The sequence below is a fragment of the Listeria sp. ILCC792 genome, assembly GCF_900186135.1.
Lineage (GTDB): Bacteria > Bacillota > Bacilli > Lactobacillales > Listeriaceae > Listeria > Listeria goaensis.
The window spans coordinates 299,694-318,234 of sequence record NZ_FYBO01000001.1 but is presented as its reverse complement, the minus strand read 5'-3'; the positions used below and the strand labels follow the sequence as shown (position 1 = coordinate 318,234).

The window sequence follows — 18,541 nt, the reverse complement described above, 5'->3', positions numbered from 1 at the left end:
TTGACAGTTGTGCTGTAAAATGAGAGAATAGCTATCCATTTCAGCACTGATTGGGGGAAAATATGTATCGCATTAACATTATTGGTCCTTCTGGGGCCGGAAAATCAACATTGGCTAGAGAACTTGGTTATGCGCTCGAAATTCCCGTTATTCACTTAGATACTTTATTTTGCAAGCCTAACTGGGAGCCTATTCCTAAAGATGAATTTCTGAAACAAGTGGAAGAACTCACCTCCTTAGCGGAAAACTGGATTATCGAAGGCAATTATACGGATACATGGAAAACAAGATTTCCGCCGTCCAATTGCATCATCTTTTTAGATTATCCGAGGCGCATTTATTTTTTTCGCGTCCTAAAACGGTTAATTCAAAATTATGGCAAAACGCGACCAGATGCTGCAATTGGTTGTCCAGAACGACTAGACGGCGAATTTTTGAAATTCGTTTGGGATTTTCCGAAAAGACGCAATGAGCTTCTCAAGCGGCTTAAGCAAGAAACAACACCTGTGAAAATTTTCAAATCACCTAAGGAAATCTCTGCTTTTCTAAAAAAAAGTAAAAGAAAAACGCCTTGCATGATGTAAGCAAGACGTTTTTTCTTTTATTTAATGCCTAATTTTTGGCGCAATCTCGTTCCTCGTGGGCCAAATAATTTATCTGCAAGATGCAATTTAAAGGCAAGATAGGCATATACAACAGCTCCGATACCGCCGCAAATGATGACTAAAATAGTGGCAGTCATTTTGTGGTCCGGACTTAAAACGAATGATAGTGGGAAGTAGACTGCTAAAACGGCTGCCGACATGATGAGCGTTAAAAAGATAAATAGAATCACCCTTCGGAAGACAAGTCCGAATGAAAAACGCACGTATTTTTTAATAATAATGAGCATGAATACGCATGAAACGGCATAGCCGATACCGGTTGCTAGAATGGAACCTTTCGCTTCCCAAAGCATGATAAGCGGCATTTGTAAGACTGATTTTGCGAGCAGGCCGAGAAGTAATCCTAAAACGGTGAAACGCTGTTCGTCAATCCCTTGAAGAACCGCAGCTGTTACTCCGAATAAGGAAAATAAGACGGCGATTGGCGCAAAAAATTGCAACAAGTCAGTCCCTACTTCATTCGCTTTAAAGAAAACCGTAAATAAAGGTCTTGCAAGTAAAGCGATACCGATGCAAGCTGGAATGGTTAAAAAGAGCAAGATTTGGAAGACATCATTTAATTGGCGTTTTACTTGTTCTTTTTCGTTGCGTACGTAAGCGGCTGTTACGAGTGGAACGAGCGCCATGGAGAAGGCTATCGCGAGCGTTCCGGGAATCATGATTAATTTTTGAACGTCGAAGTTAATAACCGCCACATATTCTTTTACTTGGTTGGCTGTTACGCCGATATATTGTAAAACTCGCCCCATCGTAAACTGATCGATTAATTGGTAAAGTGAAGTGGCTGAGCCAACAATGATAAAAGGAATCGCCGATAAAATGATTTGTTTATATAAGGTTGGAATCGATACTTTAAGCTCATTTCGGCTGTCTACTAACATGCGGTCAAGCCCAGGTTTACGTTTAAAGTAATACCAAACTAATAGGGCAAAACTAGCTAGCGCACCGACAAAGGCAGAAAACGTCGCCATACTAATGGCTGTTACGATACTGCCATCTAATACGTAAAGTACTACAAATGTGCTGGCAAGCAAGAACAAAATGCGCACAAGTTGTTCGACGACTTGCGATACTGCAGACGGTCCCATGGAATTGTATCCTTGGAAAAAACCGCGAAGTAAGCTCATGACTGGAATGATAAGAAGAGCAAAACTAACTGCTCGAATGACTTGGATACCATCTGCCAGACTGTAGCCACCTTCTAGCTGTTGTAAGCTAGCAAGAAATGGTGCAAGTGAGTACATTGCGATGAAGCAAATAATACCTGAAACAATCATTAGATAAATCCCCGTTCGGAACAAGCGGCGACCAATTTCATATTCTTCCATCGCATTATATTTCGCTATGTATTTTGCAACAGCAAGTGGAATCCCAGCAGTTGCCACACTTAAAAACAATTGGTACGGGACATAACCAAAGTTGTAAAGAAGCATCGGATCGTCGCCCCCGACAATCGCGTAAAAAGGTATGACATACAAAATCCCGAGCACCTTGGAAAGAAGCGTACCAAGTGTCAGGATAAACGTTCCTCTAAGCAGTTTTGAACCCATCTTCAAACTTCCTTTACTAAAAATTAGAATATTCTTCAAACAGATGACAGGCATTGCCAACCGTTTAGTCTCTTGTTAACTTTACCACTTTATTCTCCAAAAAAAAAGAACAAACTTAAAAAGAACTGTAAGTAGCAAGCTAAAGCCCTTTTTCAAAGTTCATTCCTTTTATTCATTCTACCTTCTCGCTCATTCCCTTACGCAGTGAAGAAATCGCAATCACGCTGAGTAGAATTAACATTCCCGGTATAAGTAAACTGCTCAAATTAAATCCGCCATTCACCATGCCAAGAATGATAGAAAGAATCATGAATACAATATAAAACATATAGAGTCTTACACGAACGAGAAGCCCTTTTCTTAAACGGCGATACGCAAGCAAGAATAAAACCGAAAAAAGCACGAAAAAGATCACGTTGATTGACGTATTCACAAGTGCCGTACGAATCACTGCTTGCGTCAGCTTTAATTCTTCCTGATTAGGAATCACGAGCACCACTGTGACTAAGCCTACGATCGCAAGAATCGCTTGCAAAATGGAAACAAGCGCAATAATAATCGTTGTCGTTTTTGCTTGTTTTAAATAAATTTCAGGCATACAAACACCACGCTTTCTCACTGACTTTACCATACCGCAAGCGACCCGTCAAACCGAGCTAAACCTCACTGACTTTGGTTAAAAAATCAGCCAATTCCGCGTGCTTCGCCTCATGGAGGAGCGACACAATTTTACTCCCGATGACAACCCCGTCCGCGACTTGCATAAATTGTTCGACATGTTCCACTTTTGATACACCGAAGCCAGCTAAAACAGGAATGTCCGTTTGCGCTTTTAAGTTTTGCAAATGAGGACCAATATTTTCTCCAAACGTTTGTCTTGTTCCTGTCGTTCCGTTCACCGTTACAGCATAAATGAAGCCTTCTGCATCTTTTACAATCTGCTCAATTCGCTGTTTGGAACTAGTTAAGGAAACGAGTGGTACGAGGGCGATATCTGCATCGTCAAGGTATGGCGTCAGTAAATCTTGATGCTCATACGGCAAATCGGGAATGATTAAGCCTTTTACGTTTGTTCCGCGCAAACTTTCGATAAATGTCGGGACACCAATTTGGAAGATGGGATTAAAATAGGTCATCATGACGAGTGGCACGTTTGATTGTGTGTGTTGCAGCGTCTTCACAATGTCTCTTAAGCTTATTTGCTCGTTTAAAGCGCGTAGTCCCGCTTGCTGAATAATTGGTCCGTCTGCAACTGGGTCGGAAAACGGGATACCAATTTCGATGGCAGCGACTCCGTTTTCCTCCAAAAAAGAAATGGTTTCAGGTAGTGTATCGAGTCCGCCGTCCCCCGCCATAATGTAGGGCACAATAAGTGGTTTATGTTGAGCTTTTCGTTCGTTTAGTACGCGCGTCAAAGTTTTCATTCTGCTTCCCCCTTTAATCTCGCCTTCATTTGATCGACATCTTTGTCCCCGCGGCCTGACAAACAAACGATGATGCTTGCATCTTTTGGAAGCGTCTTTGCAAGTTTAACGGCATAACTAATTGCATGGGAACTTTCTAACGCGGGAATAATCCCTTCTGTTTGGCAAAGTAGCTGGAATGCTTGAACCGCTTCATTATCAGTAACGGACGTATAGCTCGCTCTCCCCAATTGATTAAAATAAGAATGTTCCGGTCCAATCCCTGGATAATCTAATCCGGCAGAAATCGAAAAGGCTTCTAAAATTTGGCCATTTTCATCTTGCAACACGTCCATCATCGCACCGTGTAGCACCCCTTTTTTCCCGTTTGTAATCGATGCAGCTTGGAAATTTGTTTCTAATCCTAATCCCGCGGCCTCAACGCCAATCATTGCGACAGCTTCATCTGCCACAAATGGATAGAATAATCCCATGGCGTTACTGCCGCCGCCAACACAGGCTACGACTGCATCTGGCAGTTTTCCTTCTGCCGCTAAATGTTGCGCTCGCGCTTCTTTTCCGATGACACTTTGGAAATCGCGAACAATTTGCGGAAAAGGGTGCGGTCCGAGCACAGAACCCATAATATAATGTGTATCCTCAATGTGTTCCACCCAGTAACGTAACGTTTCATTCACCGCATCTTTTAGCGTTCTACTCCCAGAAGTGACGCTCACGACTTTCGCACCTAGAAGCTCCATGCGAAACACGTTTAGTGACTGCCTTTTAATATCCTCCTCGCCCATAAAAATGGTGCATTCCATATTGAACAACGCTGCAACCGTTGCCGTTGCAACACCATGTTGACCCGCTCCTGTTTCTGCGACCACCTTTTTCTTGCCCATCGACTTCGCAAGGAGCGCCTGCCCAATCGTATTGTTGATTTTATGCGCACCCGTGTGATTCAAATCTTCACGCTTCAAATAAATTTTCGCCCCGCCAGCATAATCCGTTAGTTGTTGGGCTAAATAAAGCGGCGTTTCGCGCCCCACATATTGTTTTAAATAATCCGCCAGTTCTTCCTTAAATTCCTTCGTTTCAGACAGCTTTTGATACGCTTCTTCTAATTCTAAAACCGCACGCATCAGTGATTCTGGAACGAAGCGTCCGCCGTAACTCCCGTAAAAACCTTTTTCATTCGGTGCCTCGTAGTGCATGATTATCCGCTCCTTTTGCATGTTTAATAAATGCTTTGATTTTCATTTGGTCTTTCACATCATTTGTTTCTATGCCAGACGAAACATCCACGCCAAACGGCTCGAAAATTTGAATGGCTTCTGTGACGTTTTGCGGGTTTAGCCCGCCGGCAATGATAAGGCGGCTTTTTGGCAAATCGCCCATACCTATTTTCTCCCAATCAAAGGTCTCGCCTGAACCGCCTTCAAATTCTTTAGGTGGTGCATCGAGCAAAATTAGGCTATCCTGATACGCAGAAACATCGCCAATTATTTCGCCGTCCCGCACTTTAAAAGCCTTGATTGTTGGGCCAACTTTCGCCGCAAATTCCGGTGTCTCACTCCCGTGAAGTTGAACGATATCAAGCGGCACATTTTCTTTTAAAAATAAAACTTCCTCCAAATCAGGATTCACAAAAACGCCTACTTTTAAAACATTATCTGGTAAGACTGCTGCCATTTTGCGTGCTTCTTCGACTTGCACTTGGCGCTTGCTTTTAGCGAAAACGAAGCCGATCATGTCTGCCCCCATTTCGGCTGCGAATTTCGCATCAGCTACTGTTTTCAAACCACAAATCTTCACTTTCATCGTAGAACACGCAACCTTTCTGCTGCCTCGCGCGGATTTTTTTCACGCATTAACGCTTCGCCAACGAGAACAGCACGATAATTTTTCCGCACGCGCTGAACGTCTTCTGCCGTCTTAAATCCTGATTCACTTATATAAAATGCGGATTGATTGACCATTTCTTTTGCAAGTGATTCACTCACCGCAATATCTACTTCAAAGGTACTTAAATTTCGATTATTCACACCAATTAATTTAGCGCCTATCCACTCAGCAATTTTTAATTCCTCGAGGTCATGCACTTCAACAAGTGGCAACAAGCCGATTTCAACAGCCTTTTCATATAAGCTTTTAAGTTGTGGCTCACTAAGCGCCGCCACAATAAGTAAAATAACTGACGCACCGCAATTTTTCGCACGAATCATCTGCTTTTCACTAATAATAAAGTCTTTGCATAAAACGGGGACAGAAACCGCCTGCGCAACAGCTTGTAAATCCGCCATGGAACCTTTAAAAAAGATTTCATCTGTTAGAACAGAAATGAGACCAGCACCCGCTTGCTCATAGGCTTTTGCTTGCTTAACTGGGTCCACGTTCAAATTAATCGCTCCCTTAGACGGTGAAGCTCGCTTCACTTCTGCAATTAGTTGCATTCTTTCAGGATTGTTCGCTAAAAACGTTAGAAAATTTGGCTTGTCAGGCTGAACTTGCAGCACTTGTTCTTCCATTTTTGCCACTTCTTTGCGTTTTTCCATTAATATTTTATCTAAAAATGTTGTCATCCTACTAAAACCTCCTTTTGTGCAGCTAACAATTCCTGCAATTTGTACTTCGCTTCACCGCTTGCAACAATTTTTCGAGCCATGAGAACACCCTCTTCTATCGTCGTGACTTTCCCGTATGCATAAAAACCAAGTCCTGCATTCAGTAAAACCGTATCCAAACAAGGTCCTTCTTCATTGTCTAAAACACGTGTTAAAATTTGGCTATTTCGTTTCGCATCGCCACCTTGAATTTGTTCACGCGTCGTCTTTTTTAATCCCACATCATCAGGCGAAAACGTCAACTCTTGGAGGCTTCCGTCCGCATACACGGCGATATGATTTTCCCCAAGTAAAGTGGCTTCGTCCATATAACCCGCGCCATTGACTACAACCGCACGCTTGCGGCCAAGTTTTCCGAGTGCTAGTGCGGTTTCGCGTAAAAGATCTCGCCGGTAACTCCCCATGAGCTGCGCCTCGAGTGGTACGGGATTCGTCATCGGTCCAATTAAGTTGAAAATGGTCGGTGTTTTAAGTGTTTGGCGGACGTGCATCACGTATTTCATTGCGGGATGAATGTTTGGCGCAAACAAGAAGGCGATTCCGACATTTTCGAGGAGATAAGCCATTTTGTCAGGCGTTAAAGCAATTTCAATACCTAGCTCCGAACAAACATCAGCGCTTCCAGAGCGACTCGATACACTACGATTGCCGTGTTTGGCCATTTTGATTCCCCCTGCCGCAAGTACAAATGCGCTTGTTGTACTAATGTTAAATGTATTCGATTTATCTCCACCTGTGCCGCAATTGTCCATCGCATCGCCTTTTGCGTACGGGATTTTCATAGCCAATTTTTGCATAGTGCTTGCTAAACCGGAAATTTCATCTAGTGTCTCGCCTTTTATTTTCAAAGCCATTAAGACTGCGGAAATTTCAATCTCGGATAGTTTTCCTTGGAGCATGTCTGTTGCTAAACTGCTCATTTCTAGTTCTGACAAATTTTCTTTCGCGTATAATTTTTCCATCGTCCTATCCATTTTTCACTCCACCTTCCTTTTTTGTAATTTCAATAAAATTCCCAATAATCTGTTTTCCAAAAGGCGTGCCAATTGATTCAGGGTGGAATTGCAAACCGAACACCGGCTTACCGCGAACTTGCATCGCCATCATTTCCTTGTCATCAAGTGCTTCCCCAAGCGAGCAAAGTTCTGCACCCAAACTGTTTTTTTGAACAATTAGTGAGTGATAGCGCATTACTTCAAACGTTGTTGGCAAGCCTTGAAATAGTTCCGATTCGGCGCATGTCATCTGCGAAATTTTCCCGTGGCGAATTTCATTTGCTTGGCTGACATTCGCGCCAAAAACCTCACCAATTGCCTGATGCCCTAAACAAATTCCTAAAATCGGCGTTTCATTCGCCTTCTTCTGAATAAGCGCTTCTAAATTTCCAGCAGCAGAAGGTTTTCCCGGTCCCGGTGATAAAATAATGCCACTCGCCATCTCTGCTCGTTGGAACAAGTTGTCCGCATCATTTCGAATAACTTCAACTTCGGCAAACTCCTGAATAAATTGCGCCAAGTTATACGTGAACGAATCATAATTATCGACCAAAAGAATCATTTTCCCACCTCCAGTAACGCTTTCGCCTTTTGTAACGTTTCATCATATTCACTTTCTGGGTCAGAATCATAAACAATACCAGCCCCCGCTTGAACATAAACATGCTCTTTATGGATGACTGCCATCCGAATAGCAAGCGCAAAATCGGCGTTTCCCCGTTTCGTCACATAGCCTACCGCACCACCGTACGGGCCACGTTTCACATCTTCCCATTCATAAAGTCGCTGCATCGCTCGAATTTTCGGGGCACCGCTTACAGTTCCAGCAGGCAAAACAGATTTCAGAGCATCAAAGGCATGCAATTCCGGCAATAGTCGTCCTTCCACAACAGATACGAGATGCATCACGAAACGATAGCGTTCGATAGTTAAATAGATGGGAACTGAAACGGAGCCAACCGCGCTCACACGCCCGATATCATTTCTCCCCAAGTCGACCAACATACGGTGCTCTGCAAGCTCTTTTTCATCAGCCAACAGTTCGGCGGCTAACATTTTATCTTCAGCTGCTGACTGACCTCGTTTTCTAGTGCCAGCAATTGGATTGGTTTGCACAAAGTCGCCGTTTACGCTAACTAAGCTTTCTGGCGATGAACCAATTAGCTTCGTTTCTCCAAAGTCGATAAAAAATAAATACGGAGATGGATTAAGGAGGCGGAGCTTGCGATAAAACGAAAAGGCATCGCCCGTGAACTTTGCTTCGAGCCGCTGCGACAAGACAACTTGGAAAAAGTCCCCCGCTTCAATAAATGCTTTCGCACGCGCTACTTTTTCCATAAAAGCTGCCTTCTCAAGTCGACTTTTAAAGGCGAACGATTCAAGCTGAGCCGGATCTGCTTCCCCTTTTTTGGGGGTGAAAATTTCATGTTCCAAGTCTACAAGCGCCGCCTGCAATTCCGTGTCCTCACGCTTAGAATAGGCATTATCCTCAACTAGCGTCAAGCGCTCCAATTTATGATCATAAATGACGTAGGAATCGTATAAAAAGAAGTGCGCATCTGGCAGGTTTAAATCATCGCATTTTGGTTCTCCGATATTTTCATAAAGGCGCACCATATCATAGCCAACATAACCAATGGCCCCTGCTTCAAATGGAAGTGGTAATTTTTCTCTTTCCATAAATACAATTTGTTCGTACAATTTTTCAAGCGGATCTTCTGCCAATGTTTCGATGCCGTCCAAAATGAACGTGTTGCCAAAAATTTGAATTTCATGTACGGGATTAAACGCGATAATCGAATATCTGCCTGCCTCAGCATCTTTTGCCGTCCCTTCCAGCAAGCTTTTATTTTTTCCACTTAATCGCTTATAAATTAGCGGAATCGTCAATGTATCTGCTTCAATTGTTTTTTGCATCACACATCTCTCCTTTTTCAAAATAAAAAGCCCTCTAAAGAACAAATTGTCCTTTAGAGGGCGAACGTGTCGCGGTACCACCTCTTGTTTAAGAAAATGCTTTCTTAATCTCTTGTTTTTAACGGTAACAAACCGTCAATCCCTACTATATAGTTCAAGATTGAACGCGCAAGGCCCATTCCTTTATTTTTCCAGACAAGCTTCCACCAACCGCTTGCTCTCTATACTTTCCAAATAAAGTACTCTTCCTGCTTCGTGCTTTTTCATATAAAACGAAAAGGGTCTCCCGTCCATGTCTAATTACTAGACAAGGACGGAAGACCCGTGGTGCCACCTTGATTAACTTAAAAATTTAAGTTCACTTTATTCCATCTGCCAAAAGCTAAATGGTGCCTTGTATAACGATAAGGCTTAATCGCTAAATCCTACTTGGTTACCCCGTTCAGTTTAGAGCTAGAAAGTCCATTCACACTAATCATTGTTACCGGCTCACACCAACCGCAGGCTCTCTTGAAACAATTTTTTAGGTTACTTACTCTTTCATTCACGCTGTTATTTTAAGTTGTTCTCATCTTAACAAAATTAAATTTAAATTGCAAGCCTAATTTTTCATTCCCCTTTTTTCTAAAACAAAAGAACCAGAAAACGCTTTCGAAATAGACCTTAAGACTTAATTTTAATATTTTGTGAATCTTTTCACGTGAAACTATTTACAAACTTTTTATGCTGAGGTATACTAACGGTGTAATCAAGTCACACCTTAAAAAAGCTGGTAAAAGTCGACTGCCAAATTTTTTTAAACACATAGGGACGTTTTAAGTCTTTGTTGGACATTTTAAGTCCCTTATAATTCTAGGAGGTTGTAAAAATGGCAATTAAAGAAGAAGCTACTCGCGAAGTTTTAGAAGTTCAAAAAGTGATTGATAAGTTAGCAAACAACGGTGCAGAAGCGCTAAAAGCCTTTGAAAATTACACGCAGGAACAAATTGATTCCATCGTGCATGCAATGGCTGTTGCAGGACTTGACCAACATATGCCACTTGCAAAAATGGCTGTAGAAGAAACTGGTCGTGGATTATATGAAGATAAATGTATCAAAAATATTTTCGCAACGGAATATATTTGGAATAACATTAAAGCAAATAAAACGGTAGGCATCATTAACGAAGATAAACAAACTGGTGTTATCGAAATTGCTGAGCCAGTTGGCGTTGTTGCTGGTGTTACACCCGTAACCAATCCAACTTCAACAACTTTATTTAAAGCGATTATTGCCATTAAAACGCGTAATCCTATTATCTTTGCTTTCCACCCAAGTGCTCAAAAATGTTCGTCTGAAGCGGCACGTGTCGTATATGAAGCAGCTGTAAAAGCTGGCGCACCTGAAAACTGTATTCAATGGGTTGAAAAGCCATCTCTTGAGGCAACAAAACAACTTATGAATCATGATAAAGTTGCATTAGTTCTTGCTACAGGTGGAGCTGGAATGGTTAAATCCGCTTACTCAACTGGTAAACCGGCACTAGGCGTTGGTCCTGGTAACGTTCCTGCTTACATCGATAAAACAGCAAAAATTAAACGCGCTGTTAACGACATCATTCTTTCTAAATCATTTGACCAAGGTATGATTTGTGCGTCTGAGCAAGCTGTCATCGTTGACAAAGAAATTGTGAAAGAAGTGAAAGAAGAATTCGCTGCTAACGATTGCTATTTTGTAAAAGGCGCTGAATTCAAAAAACTTGAAAGCTATGTTATCAACCCTGAAAAAGGCACATTAAACCCTGACGTTGTTGGTAAATCCCCTGCTTGGATTGCTGAACAAGCTGGCTTTAAAGTTCCAGAAACAACGAAAATTTTAATCGCTGAAATTAAAGGCGTGGGTGATAAATATCCGCTTTCTCATGAAAAATTAAGCCCAGTTCTTGCTTTCATTGAAGCGAAAAATCAAGCAGAAGCTTTCGACCGCGCAGAAGAAATGCTTGAATATGGCGGTTTAGGTCACTCTGCTGTTATTCATTCAACAGATAGAGAAGCGCAAAAACAATTTGGTATTCGTATGAAAGCTTGCCGTATTATCGTGAATGCACCATCTGCTCAAGGCGGTATCGGAGACATTTATAACGGCTTTATCCCTTCCCTTACACTTGGATGTGGTTCTTACGGTAAAAACTCTGTTTCGCAAAACGTTAGTGCAACGAACCTTTTAAATGTAAAGCGTATCGCAGATCGGAGAAATAATATGCAATGGTTTAAATTACCACCGAAAGTATTCTTTGAAAAATATTCCACGCAATACTTGCAAAAAATGGAAGGTTTAAATCGCGTATTTATCGTGACTGACCCTGGAATGGTACAATTTAAGTACGTTGACGTTGTTATCGACCACTTAAAACGTCGTTCAAACGATGTGGATTATCAAGTGTTTGCTGACGTTGAACCAGATCCGTCTGATGTCACCGTTTATAAAGGTGCAGAACTTATGAAAGACTTTAAACCAGATTGCATTATCGCGCTCGGTGGTGGTTCCGCTATGGACGCGGCAAAAGGTATGTGGTTGTTTTATGAGCATCCTGAAGCTTCGTTCTTTGGCTTAAAACAAAAATTCTTGGATATTCGTAAACGTACGTTCAAATACCCTAAACTTGGGGAAAAAGCTAAATTTGTTGCTATCCCAACTACAAGTGGTACTGGATCTGAAGTAACGCCATTTGCAGTTATTACTGACAAAGAAAACAACATTAAATATCCGCTTGCTGATTATGAACTTACGCCAGATGTTGCTATTGTTGATGCACAGTATGTCACAACTGTTCCAGCACACATCACAGCTGATACTGGTATGGACGTGTTAACGCATGCTATTGAGTCTTACGTTTCTGTTATGGCAAGCGACTATACACGTGGTTTATCCATTCAAGCGATTGAATTAGTGTTCGCCAACTTACGCGATTCTGTTCTTAAAGGTGATGAGGATGCACGTGAGAAAATGCATAATGCCTCTGCCCTAGCTGGTATGGCTTTTGCGAATGCATTCCTTGGAATCAACCATAGTTTAGCACATAAAATCGGACCGGAATTCCACATTCCACACGGTCGTGCGAACGCTATCTTAATGCCACACGTTATTCGCTACAATGCGCTTAAACCTAGAAAACATGCTTTATTCCCTAAATATGAAAGCTTTACTGCTGACGAAGATTATGCTCGCATTGCTCGTATTCTTGGATTAAAAGCGAATACTGCGGCAGAAGGCGTTGCTTCCCTTGTTGATGCCATCATTAAGTTAGGTAAAGACATCGGAATTGATATGAGTCTTAAAGGACAAAATGTTGATAAGAAACAATTTGATGCCGTTGTAGACACATTAGCTGATCGCGCCTTTATGGACCAATGTACAACAGCGAATCCAAAACAACCTCTTGTCAGCGAATTGAAACAAATTTATGTTGAAGCTTACAAAGGCGTTTAATGAAGACTCACTCCCACCTTTAAAGAAATGAGTAGCGTAGATTGTTATCTTCATTCCCTAATATACAATCTCTAAAAACAACTTGCATGTAAGTATGCCAAGCTTACATAGCAAGTTGTTTTTTTCTACACCTAAAGACCTAATCGATGACCAATCTATAGATTCATGTTAATTGTGTAGATTTTGTGTATACTGATTATATTCTGTGAAAAAGGAAGTGAGCAAATGCCTGAAACGGTGTTACAACTTGAAAATATCTCGAAAAAAATTGGCAAAAAAGAAATCATACATAACATTAGTTTTGAAATTGAAAAAGGGGAAGTTTTCGGTTTACTTGGACCAAATGGTGCAGGAAAAACAACGATTATTCGCTCCATCGTTGGGTTAATCTCGAAAACAAATGGGCAAGTTTCCATCTGCGGGGTCAATTTAGACGAAAACTTCAAAGAAGCCATTCAAAATATTGGGGCTATCATTGAAAATCCTGAATTTTACATGTATATGTCTGGCTGGAAAAATTTAAAGCAATTTGCGCGTATGAGTCGAAAAGATATTTCAGATGAGGAAATTAGCGCGATTGTGGAAAAAGTAAAATTGAGTCATGCGATTCATAATAAAGTTAGAACGTATTCTCTTGGTATGCGCCAGCGTCTTGGCGTTGCACAAGCTTTAATTCATGAACCTGCCCTACTCATTCTCGATGAACCAACAAATGGGCTTGACCCACAAGGCATGGCGGAATTTCGAACGCTGATTAAAGAGCTCGCTGCAAATGGCACTTCTGTTTTAATTTCAAGTCATCTCTTAGCTGAAATTCAACAAATTACGGATCGCTTTGCCATTATTGACAAAGGGCATCTGACGCACATTGAGAAAATGACAGATTTAACTGCGGATAAAACGTTAAAAGTCACACTTGAGGTTTCAGACGGCGCTAGCGCTAAGCTCGTATTAGACACGCTTGACCTCGAAATCATTGAACAAAGAGAGAATCAGTTTGTGTTAAATGTGACGCGCGAAGTCCTTCCAGAAATCGCCCGCGCACTTATCCGGGCTAATTTGGACATTCTTGAATTATCCAAAGTTCAATTCTCACTCGAAGATCGCTTCTTAGCACTTACAAACGGGGGGGAAATCTAATGCGTTTAATTCAAAACGAGTTTCAAAAATTATTTCTAAAAAAATCAAGTTGGAGTATGCAAATTATTCTTGTTGTTCTGATTTTCTTGATGACTATGTTGATGTTCACGATTTCAAGAACAGACGGTGTGGAAGAAAAGCTGCAACCACAAGGAATTACATCTTATTATAATGCGGACGGACAACCTATTTCAGAAGATGACTACTGGAACGCACAAAATGAGAATAAAGCAACTGGTTATACAGAAAAGGTCCTTTCTCCTAAAGATTCTGTCGCTGCTTTAAAAGTTTCAAAGGAAGCAGCTCCAAAAGAAGATCAGGAAAACATCCAAAAACAAATAGATTATTATCAAGTTTATGCTGATGAAGGTAAAATACCAATGTCATCTGTAAGTTCTATGACTGGTGCAGAATTTTTTGCAAGTCTTGGTACTATGAATATGATTGCGAGCATTCTAGTTGCTGTCATAGCAAGTATGATCGTTGCTTCCGAATTTTCGGGTGGAACAATTAAATTGCTTTTAGCTCGGCCTTACTCACGAAGTCAAATTCTTGCATCTAAGCTTGCGGTTGTCATTCTGTATGCTGTGATTACGAGCATTGTGCTATTTATTTCTGCATTCTTATTCTCATTCATTTTGCCTAGCGGGGCGTATCTCATGCCAGTATCACCAGATTCTGGGGCATTAAATGCGTTGCAATCTGCGCTACTTCTGCTCGGCTCTAATTTTATTATGATGATTGTTTATGCAAGTATTGCCTTCTTGTTCTCAGCCGTTGTTCGCTCTCAAGCACTTGCTGTTGGTGTAAGTTTAGGGGTATTGTTCTCTGGTTCTATTCTTTCAGCCCTCTTACCAATCGCAATCGAAAAATATGACTGGTTGAAATGGCTTATATTTAACTTGTTAAACTTGAACAGTGCTGTTACTGGAAACCCCATCGCTGGAGATTTAGCGATTTGGCAAATCATTTCGGGGCTTGCAGTCTATGTGCTGATATTTCTTGGCATCAGCTTTTATTTCTTTAGAAAACGAGATGTCGCACTTAGTTAATCTAAATTTGAAACGACAATAAAAAGAAGCATAATTCCAGAAAAACCATTTTTTAAAATGGTACTATTCCTGGATTTATGCTTCTTTTAATTTTAACTCATTGCTGGTTATAAGCACAAGTTACCGCATGATCATTAATCACACCGATTGCCTGTAGATAGGAATATACAATGACGGGGCCGACAAACTTAAAGCCGCGTTTTTTCATGTCTTTACTTACTCGTTCGGAGAGTTCATCTTTCGCCGGCATTTCCTGATTTTCACTAAGTTGATGATTCATCACTTTATCGTCTGTAAAATGCCACATATATTTTGAAAATGAACCAAATTCTGCCTGCACCTTTTGGGTAGCCTGCGCATTCGTTCTAACGGCATTCACTTTCGCTTTATTTCGGATAATGGCGGCATTACTCACGATGTCTGCCAACTCTTCGTCTGTCAGTTTGGCGCAAGCGTCAATATCAAATTGTAAAAAGGCTTCTTGGTACCCTGCTCGCTTATTCAATATCGTGCGCCAAGATAAGCCAGCTTGAGCCCCCTCTAAGTTTAAAAGCTCAAAAAGATATGTATCCTCGTAGCTCGGCTTGCACCATTCATCATCATGATACGCCAGCATGACAGCATCGCCATTCGCTGCCCAACTACATCGCTTTTGTTCACTCATAAACACTCATCCTCCTAAAATATACTGCATGCACAGAAATGCACCACAAAAAAACGCGACATACGCAAAATAAAAATGCTTTGCTCGCCACTCCATCAGCCCTAGTGCAAGACAGATTGCTGTGAAAATAACTAAAACAAGTGGTGGCAACGGAATTTTATAACCACTTATAGACGTGATTAAACTAAGCATCAAACTAATAATAATAAGTAAAATTAATAACGTGTTTTTTCGCATCTCATTTTCCTTTCTCCACCCATTATAGAACATTAGTTCGCTAAATGCAATTAAAAAAAGACCGCTTTCTGAAAAGCGGTCTTTCGGATTAATTTTCTAGTTTTCCGCGTAAAACCATTTGCAAAATACCACCGTGGCGGTAGTAGTCGATTTCAACTTCTGAATCAAAGCGGGCAATCGCTTCGAATGTCGTTACTTTACCGTTTGGTGAAGTAGCGGTCACTTCAACAAGACTTCTTGGTGTGACGGATTCATCAATGGCAACGTGGAATGTTTCTTCGCCTGTCAAGCCGAGTGCGTCAGCACCTTCACCTTGTTTAAATTGAAGTGGCAAGACGCCCATCATGACGAGGTTGGAACGGTGAATTCGCTCGTAGCTTTTCGCGATGACCGTTTTAATCCCAAGTAAATTTGTTCCTTTGGCTGCCCAGTCGCGTGAAGACCCCATTCCGTAATCATCGCCGGCAAGGATAACTAGACCAGTGCCATCAGCCATATATTTGCGTGAAGCATCGTAGATAGACATGACTTCCTTTGTCGGGAAATAAGTTGTGTAGCCACCTTCTGTACCTTCTGCGATTTGATTTTTGATGCGAATATTCGCAAACGTTCCGCGCATCATCACATCATGATGGCCTCGTCTTGAGCCATATGAGTTGAAGTCGCGAATCGCAACACCTTGCGCTTGTAAAAATTGACCTGCTGGAGTATCTTTCCCAATGGCGCCGGCCGGTGAAATGTGGTCAGTCGTAACGGAGTCACCGAACTTCCCTATCACCCGAAGGTCAGACAAAGTTTCCACTTTTCCTTTTTCCTTCGATAAGTTTTCAAAAAATGGTGGGTTAGCGATATACGTTGAAGTATCGTCCCACTGATAAAGCGCCTCATCTGTTGTATTGATGGCATTCCATGCTTTATTTTCATCAAAAACACGCGCGTATTGTTCGCGGAATAGTTCAGGTGTTACGGTTTCTTCCACAAGTTGTTTCACTTCGTTTGAAGAAGGCCAAATATCTTTTAGGAAGTACGCCTTTCCGTCATTTCCGTGCCCAATTGGCTCATTTTCTAAATCGATATTTGTTGTGCCCGCTAAGGCATATGCCACAACAAGCGGAGGCGAAGCTAAAAAGTTCGCTTTTACAAGCGCATGAATCCGACCTTCAAAATTTCGATTTCCACTAAGAACAGCTGACACAAGCAAATCATTTTCTTGAATCGCCGCTTCAATTTCATCTTTTAATGGACCAGAATTCCCGATACATGTTGTACAACCGTAGCCGACTAAATCAAAGCCTAGTTTATCTAAATAAGGTAGCAATCCTGCTTTCTCCAAATAACCGGTTACTACTTTTGAACCAGGAGCAAGCGAAGTTTTCACAAATTTAGGCACTTCAAGTCCAAGTTCCACTGCTTTTTTTGCGACTAAGCCGGCTGAAAGCATGACATATGGATTGGACGTGTTTGTGCAACTTGTAATCGCGGCTATGGCAACCGAACCTGTTTTCATCACGGATTCATCGCCGTTTCCGTACACGACTTTCGCATGTTTATTTAGCGCATCTGGTTCTAAGCCGAATCCTTGATTACCAGCAGGCGCTGAGATGGATTTTTGGAACGTTTCCTTCATATCAGATAAAGGAATTAAATCTTGCGGACGTTTCGGTCCTGAAAGATTCGCTTCAATTTCGCTTAAGTTAATTTCTACCGTATCTGTATAATCAGGCTCACGGTTTTCTTTCGTAAAGAATAAATCATTTTCTTTTAAATAAGCTTCAACAAGGCGAATTTGTTCCTCGTTGCGGCCCGTTAAACGCAAGTATGTCAGTGACTCAGCATCAACAGGGAAAAATCCACAAGTTGCCCCGTACTCTGGCGCCATGTTAGCCACCGTTGCGCGGTCTGCAAGCGGTAACGTCGACACGCCTGGTCCATAAAATTCCACGAACTTCCCTACGACTTTTTTCTCCCGAAGAACTTGTGTCACTTTAAGTGCAAAATCCGTAGCCGTTGCGCCGTTCGGTAGAGCGCCTGTCAGCTTCACACCGATAACTTCAGGAATTGGGAAATACGAAGGTTGTCCGAGCATTCCTGCTTCAGCCTCAATCCCGCCAACGCCCCAGCCGAGCACCCCAATACCGTTAATCATCGTTGTATGGCTGTCGGTCCCAACGAGTGTATCTGGAAACACGATAGTTTCGCCGCTTTCCTCTTTTGCGATAACAACGCTCGCCAAATATTCCAGATTGACTTGATGCACAATTCCAGTTGCAGGCGGCACAGCGCGGTAATTATCAAATGACTTCTGCGCCCAGTTCAAGAACTGATAACGTTCCATATTGCGCTGAAACTCAAGCTCCATGTTGATTTTAAGCGCTTCTGGATTTGCATAGCTGTCTACTTGAACAGAGTGGTCCACAACAAGGTCTACTGGAATTTCCGGATTGATTTTCTCCGGATCGCCCCCCAAGTCCGCCATCGCTTTACGTAGTGAAGCCAAGTCAACAACAGCAGGGACACCCGTAAAGTCTTGTAAAATCACTCGTGCAGGTTTAAACGGAACTTCTCCGTCGTTTTGACTTGCTTCTTTCGACCAATTGCTAAGCCCCTTAATATGTTCTTCTGTGATTGCCTTGCCGTCGCTCTGTCTTAAAACCGATTCCAAGAGCACTCGAATCGAATAAGGCAACCTTTCAATGTTCGCTTCTAACGATTTTAATTTAAAATAGTGATACGTTTTATCATCCAATTGAAAAGATGATTTTGCTTTCGCTTTCAAGTTTGTCATCCACGTTTCCTCCTTCATTTCGAAACGATTGATATTC

At 41.8% G+C, this 18,541-nt stretch carries 16 protein-coding genes and 2 other annotated features; of the genes, 4 read left to right on the top strand and 12 right to left on the bottom strand.

All coding sequences use genetic code 11. From position 1 onward, the window contains the following. Nucleotides 1-62: 62 nt before the first annotated feature. Nucleotides 63-584: a topology modulation protein gene (locus tag CFS60_RS01530; protein WP_088808830.1), complete on the top strand. Its 522-nt coding sequence runs from the start codon at nt 63-65 to the stop codon at nt 582-584. Nucleotides 585-601: 17 nt separating this feature from the next. Here CFS60_RS01530 and CFS60_RS01525 read toward each other — a convergent pair whose 3' ends face one another. The 9 genes from CFS60_RS01525 to trpE form a co-directional block, all read right to left on the bottom strand. Further along, the gene (locus CFS60_RS01525) at nt 602-2,215 is read right to left on the bottom strand and encodes a polysaccharide biosynthesis protein (protein ID WP_088808829.1); all 1,614 of its coding nucleotides are present in this window, start codon (nt 2,213-2,215) and stop codon (nt 602-604) included. 172 nt (nt 2,216-2,387) lie between these two features. Continuing rightward, nucleotides 2,388-2,846, bottom strand: a complete 459-nt coding sequence (locus tag CFS60_RS01520) for a hypothetical protein (protein WP_255377901.1) — start codon at nt 2,844-2,846, stop codon at nt 2,388-2,390. A gap of 25 nt (nt 2,847-2,871) precedes the next feature. Then, a complete protein-coding gene (trpA, locus tag CFS60_RS01515; RefSeq protein WP_088825226.1) occupies nt 2,872-3,639 on the bottom strand; it encodes a tryptophan synthase subunit alpha in 768 nt (255 codons plus the stop codon). Continuing rightward, nucleotides 3,636-4,835 (bottom strand): tryptophan synthase subunit beta, encoded by a 1,200-nt coding sequence (trpB, locus tag CFS60_RS01510; RefSeq protein WP_088838737.1) that lies wholly within the window; start codon nt 4,833-4,835, stop codon nt 3,636-3,638. Before trpB ends, trpA begins: the two co-directional genes overlap by 4 nt. Then, complete coding sequence (locus tag CFS60_RS01505; protein ID WP_088838736.1) at nt 4,813-5,442, bottom strand: phosphoribosylanthranilate isomerase; 630 nt, start codon at nt 5,440-5,442, stop codon at nt 4,813-4,815. The genes trpB and CFS60_RS01505 overlap by 23 nt, the downstream gene beginning before the upstream one ends. Then, nucleotides 5,439-6,203 (bottom strand): indole-3-glycerol phosphate synthase TrpC, encoded by a 765-nt coding sequence (gene trpC / locus CFS60_RS01500; RefSeq protein ID WP_088808824.1) that lies wholly within the window; start codon nt 6,201-6,203, stop codon nt 5,439-5,441. The genes CFS60_RS01505 and trpC overlap by 4 nt, the downstream gene beginning before the upstream one ends. Continuing rightward, nucleotides 6,200-7,219, bottom strand: a complete 1,020-nt coding sequence (gene trpD, locus CFS60_RS01495) for an anthranilate phosphoribosyltransferase (RefSeq protein ID WP_088808823.1) — start codon at nt 7,217-7,219, stop codon at nt 6,200-6,202. The genes trpC and trpD overlap by 4 nt, the downstream gene beginning before the upstream one ends. Beyond that, the gene (locus tag CFS60_RS01490; protein WP_088808822.1) at nt 7,212-7,802 is read right to left on the bottom strand and encodes an aminodeoxychorismate/anthranilate synthase component II; all 591 of its coding nucleotides are present in this window, start codon (nt 7,800-7,802) and stop codon (nt 7,212-7,214) included. The genes trpD and CFS60_RS01490 overlap by 8 nt, the downstream gene beginning before the upstream one ends. Continuing rightward, nucleotides 7,799-9,157: an anthranilate synthase component I gene (gene trpE / locus CFS60_RS01485; RefSeq protein ID WP_088815215.1), complete on the bottom strand. Its 1,359-nt coding sequence runs from the start codon at nt 9,155-9,157 to the stop codon at nt 7,799-7,801. Before trpE ends, CFS60_RS01490 begins: the two co-directional genes overlap by 4 nt. 53 nt (nt 9,158-9,210) lie before the next feature. After that, nucleotides 9,211-9,422 (bottom strand) — a binding site (T-box leader). A 41-nt stretch (nt 9,423-9,463) separates the two neighbouring features. Next, nucleotides 9,464-9,713: a binding site (T-box leader), on the bottom strand. A gap of 312 nt (nt 9,714-10,025) precedes the next feature. On the opposite strand from trpE, the gene adhE reads away from it, so the two are divergent. The 3 genes from adhE to CFS60_RS01470 all read left to right on the top strand — a co-directional run bounded on the left by adhE (nt 10,026) and on the right by CFS60_RS01470 (nt 14,818). Further along, on the top strand, nt 10,026-12,626 hold the full coding sequence (gene adhE, locus CFS60_RS01480; RefSeq protein ID WP_088825229.1) for a bifunctional acetaldehyde-CoA/alcohol dehydrogenase: 2,601 nt from the start codon (nt 10,026-10,028) through the stop codon (nt 12,624-12,626). Nucleotides 12,627-12,851: 225 nt separating this feature from the next. After that, a complete protein-coding gene (locus CFS60_RS01475) occupies nt 12,852-13,766 on the top strand; it encodes an ABC transporter ATP-binding protein (protein WP_088808819.1) in 915 nt (304 codons plus the stop codon). After that, nucleotides 13,766-14,818 carry an ABC transporter permease subunit gene (locus CFS60_RS01470; RefSeq protein ID WP_088808818.1) on the top strand — a complete coding sequence of 351 codons (1,053 nt, stop codon included), beginning with the start codon at nt 13,766-13,768 and terminating at the stop codon, nt 14,816-14,818. Before CFS60_RS01475 ends, CFS60_RS01470 begins: the two co-directional genes overlap by 1 nt. Nucleotides 14,819-14,915: 97 nt before the next feature. Here CFS60_RS01470 and CFS60_RS01465 read toward each other — a convergent pair whose 3' ends face one another. The 3 genes from CFS60_RS01465 to acnA form a co-directional block, all read right to left on the bottom strand. Next, nucleotides 14,916-15,482 (bottom strand): DNA-3-methyladenine glycosylase I, encoded by a 567-nt coding sequence (locus CFS60_RS01465; RefSeq protein ID WP_088815212.1) that lies wholly within the window; start codon nt 15,480-15,482, stop codon nt 14,916-14,918. A 6-nt stretch (nt 15,483-15,488) separates the two neighbouring features. Next, entirely contained in the window at nt 15,489-15,719 is a 231-nt protein-coding gene (locus tag CFS60_RS01460; RefSeq protein WP_240310278.1) for a hypothetical protein, read from the bottom strand. 88 nt (nt 15,720-15,807) lie between these two features. Further along, nucleotides 15,808-18,504, bottom strand: a complete 2,697-nt coding sequence (gene acnA, locus CFS60_RS01455; protein ID WP_088808815.1) for an aconitate hydratase AcnA — start codon at nt 18,502-18,504, stop codon at nt 15,808-15,810. Nucleotides 18,505-18,541: the final 37 nt, after the last annotated feature.